The organism is Mesorhizobium sp. WSM4313 (assembly GCF_002294725.1).
Lineage (GTDB): Bacteria > Pseudomonadota > Alphaproteobacteria > Rhizobiales > Rhizobiaceae > Mesorhizobium.
The window spans coordinates 1-17,553 of sequence record NZ_NSFT01000007.1; the positions used below are offsets into that span (position 1 = coordinate 1).

The 17,553-nt window shown below is 65.2% G+C and carries 19 protein-coding genes and 1 pseudogene; 14 read left to right on the plus strand and 6 right to left on the minus strand.

The features are described from left to right. On the plus strand, window positions 1-326 hold a 326-nt coding region (locus tag CK219_RS17050), incomplete at its 5' end, for a transposase (RefSeq protein ID WP_141245370.1). 159 nt (window positions 327-485) lie between these two features. Here the strand turns inward: CK219_RS17050 and cysK are convergent. From cysK to hrcA, 5 genes are all read right to left on the minus strand, one after another. Further along, complete coding sequence (gene cysK / locus CK219_RS17055; protein WP_095767924.1) at window positions 486-1,466, minus strand: cysteine synthase A; 981 nt, start codon at window positions 1,464-1,466, stop codon at window positions 486-488. A gap of 188 nt (window positions 1,467-1,654) precedes the next feature. Next, complete coding sequence (locus tag CK219_RS17060; RefSeq protein ID WP_095767925.1) at window positions 1,655-2,272, minus strand: LysE family translocator; 618 nt, start codon at window positions 2,270-2,272, stop codon at window positions 1,655-1,657. Window positions 2,273-2,623: 351 nt separating this feature from the next. Continuing rightward, on the minus strand, window positions 2,624-3,964 hold the full coding sequence (locus CK219_RS17065) for a sorbosone dehydrogenase family protein (protein ID WP_095768193.1): 1,341 nt from the start codon (window positions 3,962-3,964) through the stop codon (window positions 2,624-2,626). Window positions 3,965-4,085: 121 nt separating this feature from the next. After that, a complete protein-coding gene (locus tag CK219_RS17070) occupies window positions 4,086-4,283 on the minus strand; it encodes a hypothetical protein (protein WP_095767926.1) in 198 nt (65 codons plus the stop codon). Window positions 4,284-4,354: 71 nt separating this feature from the next. Continuing rightward, complete coding sequence (gene hrcA, locus CK219_RS17075; protein ID WP_095767927.1) at window positions 4,355-5,437, minus strand: heat-inducible transcriptional repressor HrcA; 1,083 nt, start codon at window positions 5,435-5,437, stop codon at window positions 4,355-4,357. A gap of 219 nt (window positions 5,438-5,656) precedes the next feature. Between hrcA and rph the strand changes: the two genes are divergently transcribed. From rph to CK219_RS17120, 8 genes are all read left to right on the plus strand, one after another. Further along, window positions 5,657-6,373 (plus strand): ribonuclease PH, encoded by a 717-nt coding sequence (gene rph / locus CK219_RS17080; protein ID WP_027169620.1) that lies wholly within the window; start codon window positions 5,657-5,659, stop codon window positions 6,371-6,373. Window positions 6,374-6,557: 184 nt separating this feature from the next. Continuing rightward, the gene (locus tag CK219_RS17090; protein ID WP_095767929.1) at window positions 6,558-6,968 is read left to right on the plus strand and encodes a VOC family protein; all 411 of its coding nucleotides are present in this window, start codon (window positions 6,558-6,560) and stop codon (window positions 6,966-6,968) included. Continuing rightward, window positions 6,968-7,645: an RdgB/HAM1 family non-canonical purine NTP pyrophosphatase gene (rdgB, locus tag CK219_RS17095; protein ID WP_095767930.1), complete on the plus strand. Its 678-nt coding sequence runs from the start codon at window positions 6,968-6,970 to the stop codon at window positions 7,643-7,645. The genes CK219_RS17090 and rdgB overlap by 1 nt, the downstream gene beginning before the upstream one ends. Continuing rightward, window positions 7,642-8,814: a radical SAM family heme chaperone HemW gene (gene hemW / locus CK219_RS17100; RefSeq protein ID WP_176477048.1), complete on the plus strand. Its 1,173-nt coding sequence runs from the start codon at window positions 7,642-7,644 to the stop codon at window positions 8,812-8,814. The genes rdgB and hemW overlap by 4 nt, the downstream gene beginning before the upstream one ends. A gap of 95 nt (window positions 8,815-8,909) precedes the next feature. Then, window positions 8,910-9,251: a hypothetical protein gene (locus CK219_RS17105; protein WP_095767931.1), complete on the plus strand. Its 342-nt coding sequence runs from the start codon at window positions 8,910-8,912 to the stop codon at window positions 9,249-9,251. 180 nt (window positions 9,252-9,431) lie between these two features. Then, entirely contained in the window at window positions 9,432-9,863 is a 432-nt protein-coding gene (locus CK219_RS31710) for a hypothetical protein (protein WP_176477049.1), read from the plus strand. A gap of 10 nt (window positions 9,864-9,873) precedes the next feature. Then, window positions 9,874-10,770, plus strand: a complete 897-nt coding sequence (rsmI, locus tag CK219_RS17115; protein ID WP_176477050.1) for a 16S rRNA (cytidine(1402)-2'-O)-methyltransferase — start codon at window positions 9,874-9,876, stop codon at window positions 10,768-10,770. Further along, window positions 10,763-11,140 (plus strand): YraN family protein, encoded by a 378-nt coding sequence (locus CK219_RS17120; protein ID WP_095767933.1) that lies wholly within the window; start codon window positions 10,763-10,765, stop codon window positions 11,138-11,140. Before rsmI ends, CK219_RS17120 begins: the two co-directional genes overlap by 8 nt. A 233-nt stretch (window positions 11,141-11,373) precedes the next feature. Here the strand turns inward: CK219_RS17120 and CK219_RS17130 are convergent, their stop codons facing one another. Further along, complete coding sequence (locus tag CK219_RS17130) at window positions 11,374-12,180, minus strand: undecaprenyl-diphosphate phosphatase (protein WP_095767935.1); 807 nt, start codon at window positions 12,178-12,180, stop codon at window positions 11,374-11,376. Between the two features lie 161 nt (window positions 12,181-12,341). Between CK219_RS17130 and CK219_RS17135 the strand changes: the two genes are divergently transcribed. The 5 genes and pseudogenes from CK219_RS17135 (at window position 12,342) to CK219_RS17150 (ending at window position 17,519) form a co-directional block, all read left to right on the plus strand. After that, a complete protein-coding gene (locus tag CK219_RS17135; protein ID WP_095767936.1) occupies window positions 12,342-13,034 on the plus strand; it encodes a glutathione S-transferase family protein in 693 nt (230 codons plus the stop codon). Then, window positions 13,015-14,130 (plus strand): annotated as a pseudogene (queG, locus tag CK219_RS32200) (tRNA epoxyqueuosine(34) reductase QueG); the annotation flags it as partial. The gene CK219_RS17135 and the pseudogene queG, both read left to right, overlap by 20 nt. A gap of 327 nt (window positions 14,131-14,457) precedes the next feature. Beyond that, window positions 14,458-15,081, plus strand: coding sequence for an SDR family oxidoreductase (locus CK219_RS32725; RefSeq protein ID WP_348628338.1), 624 nt, complete (start codon window positions 14,458-14,460; stop codon window positions 15,079-15,081). A 123-nt stretch (window positions 15,082-15,204) separates the two neighbouring features. After that, the gene (mepA, locus tag CK219_RS17145; RefSeq protein WP_095767938.1) at window positions 15,205-16,287 is read left to right on the plus strand and encodes a penicillin-insensitive murein endopeptidase; all 1,083 of its coding nucleotides are present in this window, start codon (window positions 15,205-15,207) and stop codon (window positions 16,285-16,287) included. 212 nt (window positions 16,288-16,499) lie between these two features. After that, a complete protein-coding gene (locus CK219_RS17150) occupies window positions 16,500-17,519 on the plus strand; it encodes a glucokinase (protein ID WP_095768196.1) in 1,020 nt (339 codons plus the stop codon). The last annotated feature ends 34 nt before the right edge of the window (window positions 17,520-17,553 follow it).

Below are 17,553 nucleotides of genomic sequence, written 5' to 3' on the forward strand. Positions count from 1 at the left end.
TCGGCGCATTCTCGCTGCTGGCGCTCCTGCCCGAGCTCGGCAAGCGCTCACCCAAGGCAATCGCCGCGCTCGTCGGCCTTGCCCCGTTCGACAACAAGAGCGGCAAGCTCAACCGCAGGAGCCAGATCCAGGGCGGGCGATCACGTGTGCGCCGCGCCCTCTACATGGCAGCCCTCACTGCCATTCGAACCTGTGAGCGCTTCAAGACCTTCTACACCGCACTTGCTGCCCGGTCGGGCTCCAAGAAGCTCGCTATCATCGCCGTCGCAAGGAAGCTCCTGGTCGTCCTCAACGCTATCATTCGCGACAAAACCGCATTCGCATGAACACAGTTGCCATTCCGTGACCTTGATCGAAGAGCGCAGCGGAGCAGAATTCTGCACCGGTGCTACGCCTTGAGGTCACGGAATGGATCCTCGGGTCTGCGCGCGTCGCTTCGCTCCTTGCTCCGCCCGTGGATGACGACCGTGGGGGCGTTAAAGCACCTAAGCCCCCAGCCCGTCGAACAGGATGGTCGAGAGATAGCGCTCGGCGAAGGAGGGGATGACGACGACGAGGGTCTTGCCCTTGTTCTCCGGCCGAGAGCCGACGACGATTGCCGCCTGGAGCGCGGCGCCCGACGAGATGCCGACCGGAACGCCTTCGAGCCGCGCGACAAGACGCGCATTGGCGACCGAATCCTCGTTCGAGACCCTGACGACCTCATCATAGATCGAGGTGTCGAGGATTTTGGGCGCAAAGCCGGCGCCGATGCCCTGGATCTTGTGCGGGCCGGGCTGGCCGCCGGACAGAACCGGCGAGGCTTCCGGCTCGACCGCCACGACGTGCAGCGAAGGCTTGCGCTTCTTCAGCACCTGGCCGACGCCGGTGATGGTGCCGCCGGTGCCGATGCCGGCAACGAAGATGTCGACCTCGCCATTGGTGTCGTTCCAGATTTCCTCGGCCGTGGTGCGGCGGTGGATTTCGGGATTGGCCGGGTTCTCGAACTGCTGCGGGATGATGGCGTTGGGCAGCGTGGCGGCGAGCTCGTCGGCCTTGGCGATTGCGCCCTTCATGCCTTTCGGGCCTTCGGTTAGCACCAACTCGGCGCCGAGCAGCGCCAGCATCTTGCGGCGCTCGACCGACATGGTCTCTGGCATGGTGAGGATCAGCTTGTAGCCCTTGGCGGCGGCGGCGAAGGCGAGCGCGATGCCGGTGTTGCCGGAAGTCGGCTCGATCAGCGTGGTCTTGCCGGGCGAAATCTTGCCGGCCTCCTCCAGCGCCTCGATCATGGCGACGCCGATGCGGTCCTTGACGGAGGCGATCGGATTGAAGAATTCGAGCTTGGCCAGAAGGTTGGCGACGATGCCCTTCTCCCTGGCAAACTTGTCCAGCCTGACCAGCGGCGTGTCGCCAATCGTCTCCGTGATCGAGTTGAAGACGCGGCCGCGGCCGGGCACGCGCGCGGAGGTGACGGGCTTGTTCATTGGTTTCGCTCCCAAGGCAATGGCACAGGCAGACAGAATAAGGCTTTCAGCCGCGCAAGATAGGCTGAGGCTGGAAAATATCCGAGTGGGGCGGTTGCTCAAAAGCGCCCGCGGCCGAAAATGCATTTTCCGCCAAGCCGGGTTTCAGGAATAGTTTGGCCGAATCCGGGATCGGTTGAGATTGGAACCTATTGGCGCGCCGCTATGGCGGCAGCCGCGCCCATCATGAAGCCGGCGGCGGTGCGGTTCAGCACCTTCAGCGCGCGCGGCGATTTCAGGAACCAGCGCGCCTTGGCCGCGAGCGCCAGATAAGGCACCAGCACCACGAACAGAACCGCCACGGTGAGCATCGCAAGAATCGCGTAGTCGGCGAGCGTGATCGTCTTCAGGTCGACGATGGTCGGCGTGATGGCGAGATAGAAGATCATCGTCTTGGGATTGCCGAGCGTCACCGTCAGCCCGGCGATGAAGCTCGACACCAGCCCGCCTTTGGCCTTCCGCGCCTCGACGGTCTCGGGCGTGATGCCGCTGGTCCAGAAGCGCCAGGCGAGGAAAGCAAGATAGGCAACGCCGGCCCATTTGATGGCGAGGAAGACCATGCCGAAGGTCTGCGCGACGAAGGCGAGCCCGAGCACGACGGCGGTGAGATAGGTGAGGTCGCCGAGCATCAGGCCGAACGACATGGCAAGCGAGGACCGGAAGCCGGAGCCGAGCGCGCGGGCGACAAGCGCCGTGACGCCGGGGCCCGGAATGGCGGCGGCGACGCCGAGCGCGGCGCTGTAGGCAAGGAATCCGGCGAGTGTCATTGGTTCTGGCCTGGCGTATGTGGGGCTGGGTTTTTATCACGATGCCGGATCGACGGTAATTCCCTCGCACTGGAATTCGTTACGCCAGCGCGACTGGCACGGGCATTTGGCCGGTCGCCCGGCGGGCGCCTTGGAGATTGGCTGGAGCGTCCCAACCTCGTCATCCACGGGCGGAGCAAGGAGCGAAGCGACGCGCGCAGACCCGAGGATCCATTCCGTGACCTCCGAGCGCCACAACGGTGCAGAATTCTGCGCCGCTGCACTCTTTGATCAGGGTCACGGAATGGATTCCAGGGTCTCCGCGACGCCGCTTCGCGGCTGCTCCGCCCTGGAATGACGAGGTTGGGGGAGCTACCCACCATACGCAACACGCCAGATCGTGCCGTTGCCGTCCTCCGTGAGGATCAGCGCGCCGTCCCTGGCCACGGCGACGCCGACCGGCCGGCCCCAGACCGCGTCGTCGGATATGACGAAGCCGGTGGCGAAGTCCTCGTATTCGCCGGTCGGCTTGCCGTCCTTGAATCTCAGCCGCACCACCTTGTAGCCGGTGCGGACATTGCGGTTCCACGAGCCGTGCAGCGTGACGAAGGCGTCGCCCTTAAAATCGGCCGGGAAGTTGGCGCCATCATAAAAGGCGATGTTGAGTGGCGCCGAATGCGCCTGCATCAGCACGTCCGGAACCGTGACCTTGCCGGCGAGATCGGGGCGGGCGCCCTTGTGGCGCGGGTCCTCATTGTCGCCGATATAATACCAGGGCCAGCCATAGAAAGCGCCGTCCTTCACGGCGGTGGCATATTCGAAGGGGGTGTTGTCGCCAAGCTCGTCGCGCTCGTTGACGACGCACCAGAGCGCGCCCGTCGCCGGCTGCATGGTCATGCCGGAACAGTTGCGCAGGCCGGTGGCGACGGTTCTGCGGTTGTTGCCGTCGGGGTCGAAGGCCAGCACGTCGGCGCGGCCCTGTTCCGGACCCCAGGCCTCGCCCAGCGGCTGCGATTTCGTCCACGCCTCGACACCGCCCTTCGGCTTCGCGCCCATGTCCTCGGCGATGTTGGAGCCGGAGCCGACCGACAGATAGAGCGTCTTGCCGTCGGGCGAGAAGGCGATGTCGCGCGTCCAGTGGTGGCTGGCGGGGACTTTGGCGACGATGGTTTCCGGCTTGCCCGACGCTTCCAGGTCACCCTCGCGATAGGGGAAGCGGACGACGCTGTTGCTGTTGGCGACATAGACCCATTGCGGCTTGTCGCCCGGCGGGTAGAAGGCGATGCCGTAGGGCCGGGTCAGGCCCTTGGCGAAGATCGACTCCTGTGCAGGCTTGGCGCTGCCTTCCGCCAGGCGATAGACGCGCACCTGGTTCGCCCGGCTCTCGGCAACGAAGAGGTCGCCGTTCGGCGCCACCCGCACGACGCGGGGACTGTCGATGCCGGATGCGATCAGTTCGGCGGAAAAGCCAGGCGGAAGCTTTGGCTTCGCATCCTCGGGGCGCTCGGTGACGCCGCCGCCGTTCGACGCGGACTCCGTCATGTCGGGTTTCGGCAAATCCTCAGGTTTCAGCAGCCGGCGCACGCCCGGACGGTCGGCTTTCCAGTCGCCGAAAGCTTTTTCGCCGCTGAGCAAGGGCTGACCGGCCTGCTGCGCAAAGGCAGCCGTGGCAAAAACCAGCGCGAGGCCCGCAAGGCCGGCGATCCGCATCATGCTGTCCTCCGTCTCTGCCACTATGTCCTGCCTTCGGGTGCCTCAGTCGATAAGGCCCCGGAGACAGAACATATTGGGCTAACGATCGAAAAGAGAAGCTCGCGCACGTGACTTGCCGGCCTCAGGCCTCTTCGGCATCCAGGTCGTCGTCGAGGCGCTTTTCCAACTCGACGAGATCAGCCGGCAGGGGCAGGCCCATGGCGCGCATCTCCCTCAATTTCTCGCGCAGCTGCTCCTGGATCTCGTGCTCGTCCTCGGGCTGGTTCACCATTTCCTCGAGTAGCAGGCTGATCTGGGCCTTGAGCGATTCCAGCGCCATGTTCTTCTCCTTAGCACCCTCAGCTGTGTCGAGGTTCAGGTCAGGCCGGCCTCACCTGAATATCGATACACCTAACGAAGCATGCGGGAAATCAGTTGTGCAGTGTAATCGACCATCGGCACGATGCGGGCGTAGTTCAGGCGGGTCGGCCCGATGACGCCAAGCGCGCCGACGACGCGGGCGTCCTTGTCGCGATAGGGGGCGACGACCAGCGAGGAGCCGGACAGCGAAAACAGCTTGTTCTCCGAGCCGATGAAGATGCGCACGCCCGGCCCCTCTTCGGCGAGATCGAGCAGCTGCAGCAGTCCGTCCTGGGTTTCCAAATCCTCGAACAGATGGCGAAGCAATTCTATGTCCGCCTGAGCGGTGACGTTTTCCAGGAGGTTGGCGCGGCCGCGCACGATAAGGCGCGCCGGCAGGCCGCTTTCGGCGCCGGCCCAGACCGCGAGGCCTTTCTCGACCAGATCCTGCGACAGCGTGTCGAGGGCCGCCCTGGTCTCGTCCTTGATGCGGGCGATTTCCGCCCGCGCCTCGGCCAGCGTCCGGCCACGGATATGCGCATTGAGGAAATTGGACGCCTCGTGCAGCTGCGACACGGTGGTGCCGGCCGGCAGGTCGACGACGCGGTTCTCGACATCGCCGTTCTGCGACACCAGCACGGCGAGCGCCTTTGCGGGCTCGAGCTGGATGAATTCGATGTGCTTCAGCGCCACCTCGTGCTTGGAGGCGAGCACGAGGCCGGCGCCGCGCGACATGCCCGACAGCATCTGGCTGGCCTCGGTCAGCATATGCTCCAGCGTCGCGCCCGAGCCGGAGGCGCGCACCTGCGCCTCGATGGTGCGGCGCTCGTCGTCGGAAAGGTCGCCCAGCTCCATGAAGGCGTCGACGAAAAAGCGCAGCCCGGTCTGGGTCGGTAGCCGCCCGGCGGAAACATGCGGCGCGTAGATCAGCCCCAGATGCTCGAGGTCGCTCATCACGTTGCGGATGGTGGCGGGCGACAGCGAGGAGGGCAGGATGCGCGACAGGCTGCGCGAGCCGACCGGCTCGCCGTCGCGCAGATAGGAATCGACAATCCGCCGGAAGATATCGCGCGAGCGCATGTCGAGTGACTGAAGTACCGGCGACTGCGACGTCGGATCGACTGGTTTGTTCATTCCGGCGAGAAACCTCCTGCCGAAAGATATAGACTTAAGCTACGGCGGCGCAACCCGGTGCCGCGCTCGCGGTCACACGGTGCCGCGTTTGCGGTCACCGGTGGCGCGTTCGCAGTCGCGCGGCCCGTTTTCCTGCGCGGCGTCCTTTTCCTTTGCGACTTGCCCCGCATGCGTCTACAAGCCGGCCACGATTCCGGAAACGACAAGAAAGAAGGCCGAATGCGCCCCTCCAAACGCCAAGCCGACGAAATGCGCGCCATCTCCTTCGAGCGCGGCGTCTCCAAGCATGCCGAAGGCTCGTGCCTGGTGAAGTTCGGCGACACGCATGTCCTGTGCACGGCGAGCCTGGAGGAAAAGGTGCCGGCCTGGATGCGCAATTCCGGCAAGGGCTGGGTGACGGCCGAATACGGGATGCTGCCGCGCTCGACCGGCGAGCGCATGCGGCGCGAAGCTTCCGCCGGCAAGCAGGGCGGCCGCACGCTGGAGATCCAGCGGCTGATCGGCCGCTCGCTACGCGCCGTGGTCGACCTGCAGGCGCTGGGCGAGCAGCAGATCACCGTCGACTGCGACGTCATCCAGGCCGATGGCGGCACCCGCACGGCCTCGATCACCGGCGGCTGGGTGGCGCTCTACGATTGCCTGCGCTGGATGGAAGCGCGCCAGATGGTGAGCGTCGCCAAGGTGCTGAAGGACCATGTCGCGGCGATTTCCTGCGGCATCCATGACGGCCAGCCGGTCATCGATCTTGATTACCTGGAGGATTCCTCGGCCGGCACCGACGCCAATTTCGTCATGACCGGCAAGGGCGGCATCGTCGAGATCCAGGGCACGGCCGAGGGCGAGCCTTTCTCCGAGGAGCAGTTCGCGGCGCTGATGGGCTTGGCGAAGAAGGGTATTTCGCGCCTGGTGAGCCTGCAGCAGATGGCGGTGGCTTAGGTTTTCGAATGCCGAGCCTAGGCCCCCCTCTCTGGCCTGCCGGCCATCTCCCCTTCAAGGGGGGAGATTGTATGTCACGCCGGCTTTCGCCAATCACCAATGCTGCAGAAGAGGTGCCGGCGCGGCCACAGCTAATCTCCCCCCTTGAGGGGGAGATGCCCGGCAGGGCAGAGAGGGGGGCCTCGTGATACCCTCCGCAATTCTCGAATCCGCCCTCTACGTCACAGACCTACACGCCGCCGAAGCCTTCTACCGCGACATCATCGGCCTCGAAGCCTTGGGCAAGGTCGAAGGGCGCCACGTCTTCTTCCGCTGCGGCGACGGCGTATTGCTTCTCTTCAATGCCGACGCTACGAAAATCCCGCCGGCGCCGGACGCTCGGCTGAAGGTGCCGCCGCACGGCACGGCCGGCGAAGGGCACCTCTGCTTTGCGGCAACCGCCGATGAAATCGCTGCATGGCGCAAGCATCTGTCCGCCAACAACATCGCCATCGAAAGCGATTTTGAATGGCCGCAGGGCGGGCACTCGATCTATATCCGCGACCCGTCGGGCAATTCGATCGAGTTCGCCGAGCCAAGGATCTGGGGTTTCTGATGCACTCGCTCAACGGAAAAAAGATCGTCGTCGCCAGCCACAATGAAGGCAAGCTGCGCGAATTGGCCGACCTGATGGCGCCGTTCGGATTCGAGGCGAAATCGGCCAAGGAATACGGCCTGCCCGAACCCGACGAGACCGGCACCACCTTCGAGGAGAACGCCTATATCAAGGCATATGCCGCCGCCAAGGCGACCGGCCTGCCGGCGCTGTCGGACGATTCCGGGCTCTGCGTCGACGCGCTCGACGGCGCGCCCGGTGTCTATACCGCCAACTGGGCCGAGACGCCGGACGGCAGCAGGGATTTCGGCATGGCCATGCAGCGCACCGAGGTGGCGCTGCAGGAGGTTGGCGCTACGGAGCCCGCGCAGCGCACCGGCCGCTTCGTCGCCGTCATCTGCCTGGCATTTCCCGACGGCGAGGCCGAATATTATCGCGGCGAGGCCGAAGGCAGGCTGGTGTGGCCGCCGCGCGGCACGCTCGGCTTCGGCTACGATCCGGTGTTCCTGCCCAACGGTTTCGACAAGACTTTTGGCGAGATGAGCGCGCAAGAAAAGCATGGCTGGAGGCCCGGCCAGGCGAGGGCGCTTTCGCACCGCGCCCGCGCCTTTCAGAAATTCGCCGAAGTGCGATTGAATTTGGCCAGATTGGATTTGGCGCGGTCAGGATCCGCATGAGCGCAGTGCCCCTACCGCTCGACCGCAGCCCCGGCTTCGGCGTCTATATCCACTGGCCGTTCTGCGCGGCCAAGTGCCCTTACTGCGACTTCAACAGCCATGTCCGCCACCAGCCGGTCGACCAGGAGCGTTTTGCCCGCGCCTTCGAGACGGAGCTAAAGACCATGCGGGCCCGCACCGGGCCACGCGAGGTGACCAGCATCTTTCTCGGCGGCGGCACGCCGTCGCTGATGAAGCCGGAAACGGTGGCCGCCGTCCTGGAGGCCGTGGCGAAGAACTGGACGGTGCCGGCCGGCATCGAGGTGACGCTGGAAGCCAACCCGTCCTCGGTCGAAGCCGAGCGTTTCCGCGGCTATCGCGCCGCCGGCGTCAACCGCGTCTCGCTCGGCGTGCAGGCGCTGAACGACAAGGATCTGCGCTTTCTCGGCCGACTGCACAATGTCGAGGAGGCGCTGCACGCCATTGGCCTCGCGCGCGAAATCTTCCCGCGGCTGTCCTTCGACCTGATCTACGCGCGGCCAGGCCAGACGCCGGAGGCGTGGGGGGCGGAGCTGGAACAGGCGATCGGCCATGCCGTCGACCATCTTTCGCTCTATCAGCTGACCATCGAGGAAGGCACGCCCTTCCACGCGCTTTACGCGGCACGCAAATTCACGCTGCCCGACAATGATCATGCTGCCGACCTCTACGCGCTGACGCAGGAGGCAACGGCGGCGCAAGGCCTGCCGGCCTATGAGATTTCCAACCACGCGCGGCCGGGAGCCGAGAGCCGGCACAACCTCACCTATTGGCGCTATGGCGAATATGTCGGCGTCGGCCCCGGCGCGCATGGCCGCTTCGTCGAGAACGGCCGCCGCACGGTGACCATCGCGGAAAGAATGCCGGAAACCTGGGCCAATCTGGTCGAGGCCAAAGGCCACGGCGTCACCGGCGGCGAGATCCTGACGCGTTCCGAGGAGGCGGACGAGTTCCTGCTGATGGGACTGCGGCTGGCCGAAGGCATCGACCTGCAGCGCTACGAGGCGCTCTCGGGTCGCGGCCTTTCAAGCGCGCGGCTTTCGGTGCTGCAGGAAGAAGGCCTGGTGGCGCCTGTCGGCAACGCCCGCCTGCGCGCCACGACGGCGGGGATGATCGTGCTGGATGCGGTGGTGGCGGATTTGGCCAGGTAGCGCGGCAGCCAATTGATTTGTCAGTCTGCGCGATGATGTTAGATATTTGGCTTGCCTAGCCGAATGCCATTTCCATGCATCCAATGGGACCTGCAATGAAGTTCCTGATCCATGAGACGCTGCGAACTTTAAACACGGATGATGTTTTTGAGTTTGGATTGACCGAGATTTCGAAATCCCATGAGCATCCCGACCTCTATGAAGCAGTGACCGTGTTCATCAGAAACCAGAAATCGAAGAAACACAAAACATCGGGCTTGAGCGAGTTTGACGTCGTGCGCAGCTTCATGACTTATGTCGGGGATAAATCTAAGGACAATCGCAAAAGACGATTCGATAGAATTCGACTTGAACGGACTTACTCTGGATCAGTACATACCGCTTACGAAATCAATACGCGAGATTATGGACGAGTAGCGCTGGTTTTCCCTCTCTGAGATGTGGCGTTTCCCGCGCGTTCGTCATTCTCGGGCTTGACCCGAGAATCCATTCCGTGACCAACGCGCAGGACGCTGCGGAACAGAATTCTGCACCGCTGGCGGAACGTCTATGTAACGGCCTGGACTCCAGGGTCTGCGCGCGTCGCTTCGCTCCTTGCTTCGCTCTGGAATGACGAAGTGGGGCCGCTCGCGGCCAATGACGATGGACGCGACGCCTTAAGCGTCGTGCTTCTGGCGGTGCTTGCCGCGGTGCTTCTCGCCATGCGCCTCGCCGTGACGGACAGGCTTCTGGTCGGCCTTGTCGCGGCGCGCGCCGGACTCGGCGGCGATGGGGTGTGGAGGGATGCCCTCGCGGGCGGTCTTGCTTTCAAGTCGGCTGATAAAAATATCGAAGCGATTGGGCATCGTTCGGTCCTGCCTCCTCCCGGGGAATCAGGGGTTAAATTCGCCGATGTGGGTTTCGTTCCGCACTGTGGCAAAGGCAAGGCGATTTCGTTGCCTCGACCTCACATTTTGCAACGGGGCGTCAGCCATGCGAAACAGATTTGGTTCTTACGCAATTCCGGACGGAAAACCGCGACGCACTTTTCCTGGAATTGCTCGGAATGAGGGGCATTCGGTGACCGGCGACAAACGCAGCTATCTGATCGGACAAAGCGAGATCGCGGCGCGGCCGCTTCAGCCGGCGCTTTATCTGGTGGCGACGCCGATCGGCAATCTGGCCGACATCACGCTGCGCGCGCTGGAGACTCTGGCCGCAGCGGACATCGTCGCCTGCGAGGACACGCGCGTCTCGCGGGTGCTGCTCGAGCGCTACGGCATCCGCCGCCGCACCACCGCCTATCACGAGCACAATGCGGGCGAGGCCGGGCCGAAGCTGATCGAGGCGCTGGCCGCCGGACAGAGCGTCGCGCTGATTTCCGACGCCGGGACGCCTTTGGTCTCCGATCCCGGCTACCGGCTGGTCGGCGAGGCGCTGGAGCGCGGCATTCGCGTCGTGCCCATCCCTGGACCTTCGGCTCCGCTTGCGGCGCTGACCGCTTCCGGCCTTCCTTCCGATGCTTTCCTGTTCGCCGGATTTCTGCCCGTGAAGACCGGGCAGCGGCTGACCAAGCTGGAGACGTTCAAGCAGGTGCCGGCGACGCTGATTTTCTTCGAATCGCCGCGCCGTCTGGCAGAGACGCTCGGCGCCATGGTCGAGGCGCTGGGCGGCGCGCGGAAAGCCGCCATCGGGCGCGAGCTGACCAAGACGTTCGAGGAGATGCGCACCGGAACGCTTGCCGAGTTGGCAGACCACTATGCGGCGGCCGACACGCCGAAGGGCGAGATCGTTATCTGTGTCGGTCCGCCCGAAGCGGCGGAGGACCAGCCGGCCGACATCGACCGCCTCCTGCTCTCGCTTGCGGCCGAAATGCCGGCATCGAAGGCTGCAGCGGAAGCGGCAAAAATGACCGGCGGGCAGAAGCAGGCGCTTTATCGGCGACTGCTGGAGCTGAAGGCGGACGGGGATGGCTGAACGCACGGTCGGCCATCGCCGAAAGGCCTATCGGCGCGGCCACCGCGGCGAGTGGCTGGCGGCGCTGGCGCTGATGCTGAAAGGCTATCGCATCCTTGCCCGGCGCCACCGCACCAGGCTCGGCGAGATCGACCTCATCGCCCGGCGCGGCGACCTCGTGCTGTTCGTCGAGGTCAAGGCGCGGCGGACATTGATCGAGGCGATGGAAGCGATCGGCCGCGAATCGGAGCGCCGCATCGAGGGTGCCGCGGATTTGTGGCTGTCGCGCCAGCCGGATTACGGCCGGCTGTCGATGCGCTTCGACATGGTGGCGGTGCTGCCCTGGCGCTGGCCGGTGCATGTCGAGAACGCGTTTTACGGGAAGAGTTGAGGGTCTGCCCAACGGCGATGGGCTGGCGGGACAGCGCCCCCCTCTGGCCTGCCGGCCATCTCCCCCACGAGGGGGGAGATCAGATGTCGCTCTCGCTTCGCCAATCGCCAACGTTGCAAGAGGTGGTGCCGCTGGCGGAACTGCTAATCTTCCCCCTCGTGGCGGAGATGCCCGGCAGGGCAGAGGGGGGCGCGAAGGAACTCGACGAAGCAGTATAAGAGAGCGACCTCAGTTCACCCCCAGACCATCAGCGCCGCCAACCCGAGTCCTCCAACCACCAGCCGCCACCAGCCGAACAGCGAATAACCGTTGCGCGAGACGTAATCGAGCAGGAAGCGCACCACGATGAGCGCGGTGACGAAGGCGGCGATGAAGCCGACGGCGATGATCGGCAAATCGGCCGAGGTCAACACGTTGCGGTTCTTGAAAAGATCGAAGGCGAAGGCGCCGACCATGGTCGGCATGGCGAGGAAGAAGGAGAATTCGGCCGCCGCGCGCTTGTCGACGCCCATCAGCAGCGCGCCGACGATGGTCGAGCCGGAGCGCGAGGTGCCGGGGATCAGCGACAGGCACTGGAACAGGCCGATCTTGAGATAGACGCTCAACGGGAAGTCCTCGACATCGTGGTGGACCGGCTTGAGGTTGATGCGGTCGACGATGAGCAGCACCACGCCGCCGATGATCAGCATGATGCAGATCAGCCGGGGCGATTCGAACAATATGGTCTTGATGAAATCATGCGCCAGCGCGCCGATCACGGCAGCCGGCAGGAAGGCGATCAGGACGCCGATGACGAAATGCCGGGTCTGCGGGTCGCTGGGCAGCTTGATCAGCATCTGCCACAGCTTGCCGAAATAGACGCTGAGGATCGCCAGGATCGCGCCGAGCTGGATCAGGATCTCGAAGGCCTTGCCGGTGGAATGGAAGCCGAGGAAATGGCCGGCAAGCAGGATGTGGCCGGTCGAGGACACCGGGATGAACTCGGTCAGGCCCTCCAGCAGCCCAAGCAGCAGCGCTTCGACGATGGTCTGGCTTTCCATGGCAACCTCTGCTTTTGAATGACGGCTAAGGGAAGGGCTTGCTTGTCATGGGGCGGAAGTCCCCCTATAGGTCGCAACACCATGACAGTCCCTGGAATCGGGCGGCCAAGACTTATCGGCGCTGACACCGATTCGCCAGTGCGCCTTTTCATCGCGGAACCATGCTGACGCTTTTCCATCATCCCATGTTTGCCACCTGCCGCTTCGTGCGCCTCGCTTTCGGCGAGTATGGCGAGGAGTTGGCGCTGATCGAGGAAAAGCCGTGGACGCGGCGCAAGGAGTTCCTGGCGCTGAACCCGGCCGGCACGCTGCCGATCCTGCTTGCCGAAGGCGACGTGCCGATCGTCGGCGCCATGGTGATTGCCGAATATCTCGACGAGACACGCGGTGTGCTCAAGCGCGACAGGCGGCTGTTCGCCGAAGATCCGATGCAGCGCGCCGAAATCCGCCGGCTGACCGACTGGTATCTGGCGAAGGCCGAAAGCGAAGTGACCCGCCACCTGGTGCGCGAGCGCGTGCTGAAGCCGGTCATGCCGGAAACCGCCGGCGGCGGCTCGCCGGACTCGGCCGCGATCCGCGCCGCGCGCGCCAACATCCGCCAGCACATGAAATATACCAACTGGCTCGCCGGCACGCGCCATTGGCTGGCCGGCAACAAGGTGACCTATGCCGATCTCGCGGCGGCGGCGACGCTTTCGGTGCTCGATTATCTCGGCGAGATCGACTGGCGCGAACATGGCGCCGCGCGCGAATGGTACACGCGGGTGAAATCGCGGCCGTCGTTCCGGCCGCTGCTTTCAGACCGGGTGCGCGGCCTTTCGCCGGTATCGCATTATGCGGACCTCGACTTCTGAAACCTTGCGCGCGCTGATCGAGGCGGAGGCGCGCCGCGCCGGCTTCGAGGCTGTCGCGGTGACCCGGCCGGACGCGATCCCGCTGGCGCCGGCAAGGCTCGCCGAATTCGTATCCGACGGTTTCCACGGCTCGATGGAGTGGATCGCCGACACTGTTCAGCGCCGCGCCGAACCCTCGGCGCTGTGGCCGGAGGTGCGCTCCATCATCGTTCTCGCCATGAATTACGGCCCGGACCGCGACCCGCGCGATGTCCTCGAAAAGCGCGACCGCGGCGCGATCTCGGTCTATGCGCAGAACCGCGACTACCACGACGTGATGAAGGGCCGGCTGAAGGAGATCGCCGGCAAGATCGTGGCGAAGGCAGGCGGCGACGTGAAGGTGTTTGTCGATACAGCACCAGTGATGGAAAAGCCTCTTGCCGAAGCGGCGGGGCTCGGCTGGCAAGGCAAGCACACAAACCTGGTCAGCCGCGCGCATGGCTCGTGGCTGTTCCTCGGCACGATCTTCACCACGGCCGAGCTGGAGCCGGACCAGCCCGAAATCGACCATTGCGGCTCCTGCCGAGCCTGCCTCGACGTCTGCCCGACCGGCGCGTTCCCCGCGCCCTACCGGCTCGATGCGCGGCGCTGCATTTCCTACCTGACCATCGAGAACAAGGGGCCGATCCCGCGCGAGTTCCGCGACAAGATCGGCAACCGCATCTATGGCTGCGACGATTGCCTGGCCGCCTGCCCGTGGAACAAGTTCGCCAGCGCGGCATCCGAGGCAAAGCTGGCCGCGCGCGCCGATCTTCGCGAGCCGCCGCTTTCGGAGCTGCTCGCGCTCGATGACGCGGCGTTCCGCGTTTTCTTCTCTGGCTCGCCGGTCAAGCGCATCGGCCGCGACCGCTTTGTCCGCAACGTGCTGATCGCCGCCGGCAATTCGGGCGATGCGTCGCTAACGCCCATTGTGCGCCGCCTGCTGGGCGACCCCTCGCCGCTGGTGCGGGGTGCGGCAATCTGGGCCCTGTCGCGACTGCTCTCCGACCGCGAATTTGGCGATCTTGCCGCCACAGCTGCGAAAGCCGAGACGGATGCGACGGTCCGCGAGGAATGGCTGGCGGTGCCGGCATATCCGGCGAAGGCCGATCGAAGGGGTTCATCGATGGGCGAAAGACGCTTCTTCATCTTCGGCGCCGGCTATTCGGCCAAAGCTTTCGCGCGGGCCAACGCGCAACACGCGCCGGTCGCCGGCACGACTCGGACGCCGGAGAAGTTCGAGGCGCTACGGTCGGCCGGCATCGAGTCCTTGCGATTCGACGGCGCACTATCGACTGAACTGGGTGAAGCGCTCGCAAGGACCACGCATCTCATCATCTCGATCGCTCCCGACGAGGCCGGCGACCCGGTGCTCAACGCCGCCAGCGAGACGATCCGGGCAAAGATGCCGGCGCTGGAGTGGATCGGCTATCTCTCGACCGTCGGCGTCTATGGCGATCATGGCGGCGCCTGGGTGGACGAGACCAGCGCGTGCCGGCCGGTGTCGAAGCGTTCGGTGATGCGGGTGGCTGCCGAACAGGAATGGCTGAAGCTTGGCCGGGCGATCGGCAAACCGGTGGCGATCCTGCGGCTTTCCGGCATCTACGGGCCGGGCCGCAACGCGCTGGCCAATCTCGAGGACGGCACCGCAAGACGGCTGGTCAAGCCAGGACAGGTGTTCAACCGCATTCATTGCGACGACATCGCCGGGGCGCTCTGGCTTCTGGCGGAAAACAATCTCGGCGGCATCTTCAACGTCACCGACGACGAGCCGGCGCCGCCGCAGGACGTCGTGGCTTACGCCGCCGGGCTGATGGGGATCGAGCCGCCGCCCGAAATTCCTTTCGAGACCGCCCAACTTTCGCCCATGGCGCGGTCTTTCTATGGCGAGAACAAGCGCGTTGAGAATCAGGCGATCAAGGCGGCCGGCTACCGCTTCCGGTTTCCCAACTACCGGGTGGCGCTGGAGCGGATGTGGGCTGAGGGCAACTGGCGGGACGGAGAGCCGCGCAGCCCGATGCGAGGATGATGCCGAAGGACGATCATCTTCTGCTGCTTTGATCGCTGTGTGACGCGCGGCGTGGTATGATTCGTTCCTGATCAGGTCGCTTGACGCGCGGCAAACGGATAGACTGGAGAGGGACCCAGCCTGATGAATTTGCGATCGCTGCCTGACCGCAAGCCGTTCCTGACCGCCGCGCTGGCGCTGGTGGCGCTCGCCGCGCTGGCGGCTGTCGCTATTTCGGCCGAACCTCGTGCCAAGGAGTTGTTCGGCGCCCGAAAGCTGCCGGCCGTGGCGCCCGCGCAATCCTTCGGCTTCTACTCCAAAGGTTGCTTCACCGGCGGCGTCGCGCTGCCGATGGATGGTCCGACCTGGGAAGTGATGCGCCCGTCGCGCAATCGCCGCTGGGGCCATCCGGCGATGATCGCGCTGATCGAGAAGCTTTCGCGCGATGCCCAGGCGGATGGCTGGCCGGGGCTTCTGGTCGGCGATGTCTCGCAGCCGCGCGGCGGACCGATGATGACCGGCCACGCCTCGCACCAGATCGGGCTCGACGCCGATATCTGGCTGACGCCGATGCCGAAGCGGCCGCTGACCGTCGCGCAGCGCGAGACCATGAGCGCGACGCTGATGGTCGACGAAAAAACGCATCTGGTGAAGGACGCGCTGTGGACGCCGGCGCATACGCGGCTTTTGAAGCGCGCGGCGAGCTATCCTGAGGTCGAGCGCATCCTGGTCAATCCCGGCATCAAGAAGAAGCTCTGCGACACCGTCACCGGCGACCGCTCCTGGCTGCGCAAGATCCGGCCGTTCTGGGGCCACGACTATCATTTCCATATGCGCATCGGCTGCCAGCCGGGCTCGCGCTTCTGCAAGGGGCAGGAGACGACGCCGGACGACGATGGCTGCGGCAAGCCGCTGGCCTGGTGGTTCACCGAGGAGCCGTGGCGGCCGAACAAGAATCCGGATGCGCCCAAGGCGCGCGACCTGATGACGATGGCCAACCTGCCCAAGCAATGCCAGGACGTGGTCAATGCGCCGGACGCGCCCTCGCTGGAGGCCGTGACCTATCATGGCGGCGGCGATGCCGCGGTGGCCGTGGCCGAACCGCAGCCGACCGAGCCGGCGGAAACGATCTCCAGCGGCAACGCCCCGATCCCGGCGGCGGCAAGCGCTTTCGCGCCGACGCCAAAGATCGGCATCCCGCTGCCGAGGCCAAGGCCCGGGAACTAGTGCGTTTCACCGTTTCACGAAGCGGCGAACGCCCTATCTCTTCGCTTTGACGCAATTCCGGACGGAAAGCTACGGCGCGGGCGCCGAGCCTAACCGCTCTCACTTTTCCTGGAATTGCTCTAAGGCGCAAGCGGGCTTCCCCTTTGCGGGGTCATGCGCTAGTCAATCGATTGAAACGGCGCAGCGGCGCCGCAACGAGGACGATCAAGAGCATGGCAGGCGAAGACGAGAAGGGACTGCGGTTTCCGGTCCTGATCGGCGACATTGGCGGCACCAATGCGCGCTTCTCGATCGTGCTCGACGCCAATTCGGAAGCCACCGAGCCGCAGATCGTCCAGACGGCGAATTTCAAGACCATCGACGAGGCGATCCAGGCGGCGGTGCTCGACCGCTCGTCCATCCAGCCGAACTCGGCGGTGCTGGCGGTCGCCGGGCCGGTTGACGGCGACGAGATCCCGCTCACCAACTGCCCCTGGGTCGTGAGGCCCCGGCAGATGCTTGCCAATCTGGGTCTGGGCGAGGTCGTCGTGCTCAACGATTTCGAGGCGCAGGCGCTGGCCGTGGTGGCGCTCGGCGAAGAGCATATGGAAAAGATCGGCGGCGGCACGCCGGAACCCAATGCGAGCCGGGTCGTGCTCGGTCCCGGAACGGGTCTCGGCGTCGCCGGGCTGATCTATGCGCTCGATCATTGGATACCGGTGCCGGGCGAGGGCGGGCATATGGATATCGGCCCGCGCACGCCGCGCGACTTCGAAGTGTTCCCGCATATCGACAAGCTCGAGGGCCGCATATCCGGCGAGCAGATCCTGTGCGGACGCGGCCTGGTCAATGTCTATCGCGCCGTGGCCAGCACGGACGGCAGGCCGACGCCCTTGACCACGCCGGCCGAGGTCACGGCGGCGGCGCTTTCGAAGTCCGATCCGGTGGCCGAGGAGGCGCTGGCGCTGTTCGTCACCTGCCTCGGCCGCACCGCGGGCGACCTGGCGCTGGTGTTCATGGGCCGCGGCGGTGTGTTCCTGACCGGCGGCATCGCGCAAAAGATCGTGCCGGCGCTCAAAGCGGGCAATTTCCGCGCCGCCTTCGAGGACAAGGCGCCGCACCGCGCGCTGATGCGCGAAATGCCGGTCTACGTCATCACCCATCCGCTGGCGGCGCTGCTCGGGCTTGCCGCCTATGCCAGGACGCCTTCGCTGTTCGGCGTGCGGACGGCGGGGCGGCACTGGCGGGTGTGATCGCTCCGGCGCTCGGGACGGCGCGACGAAGTTT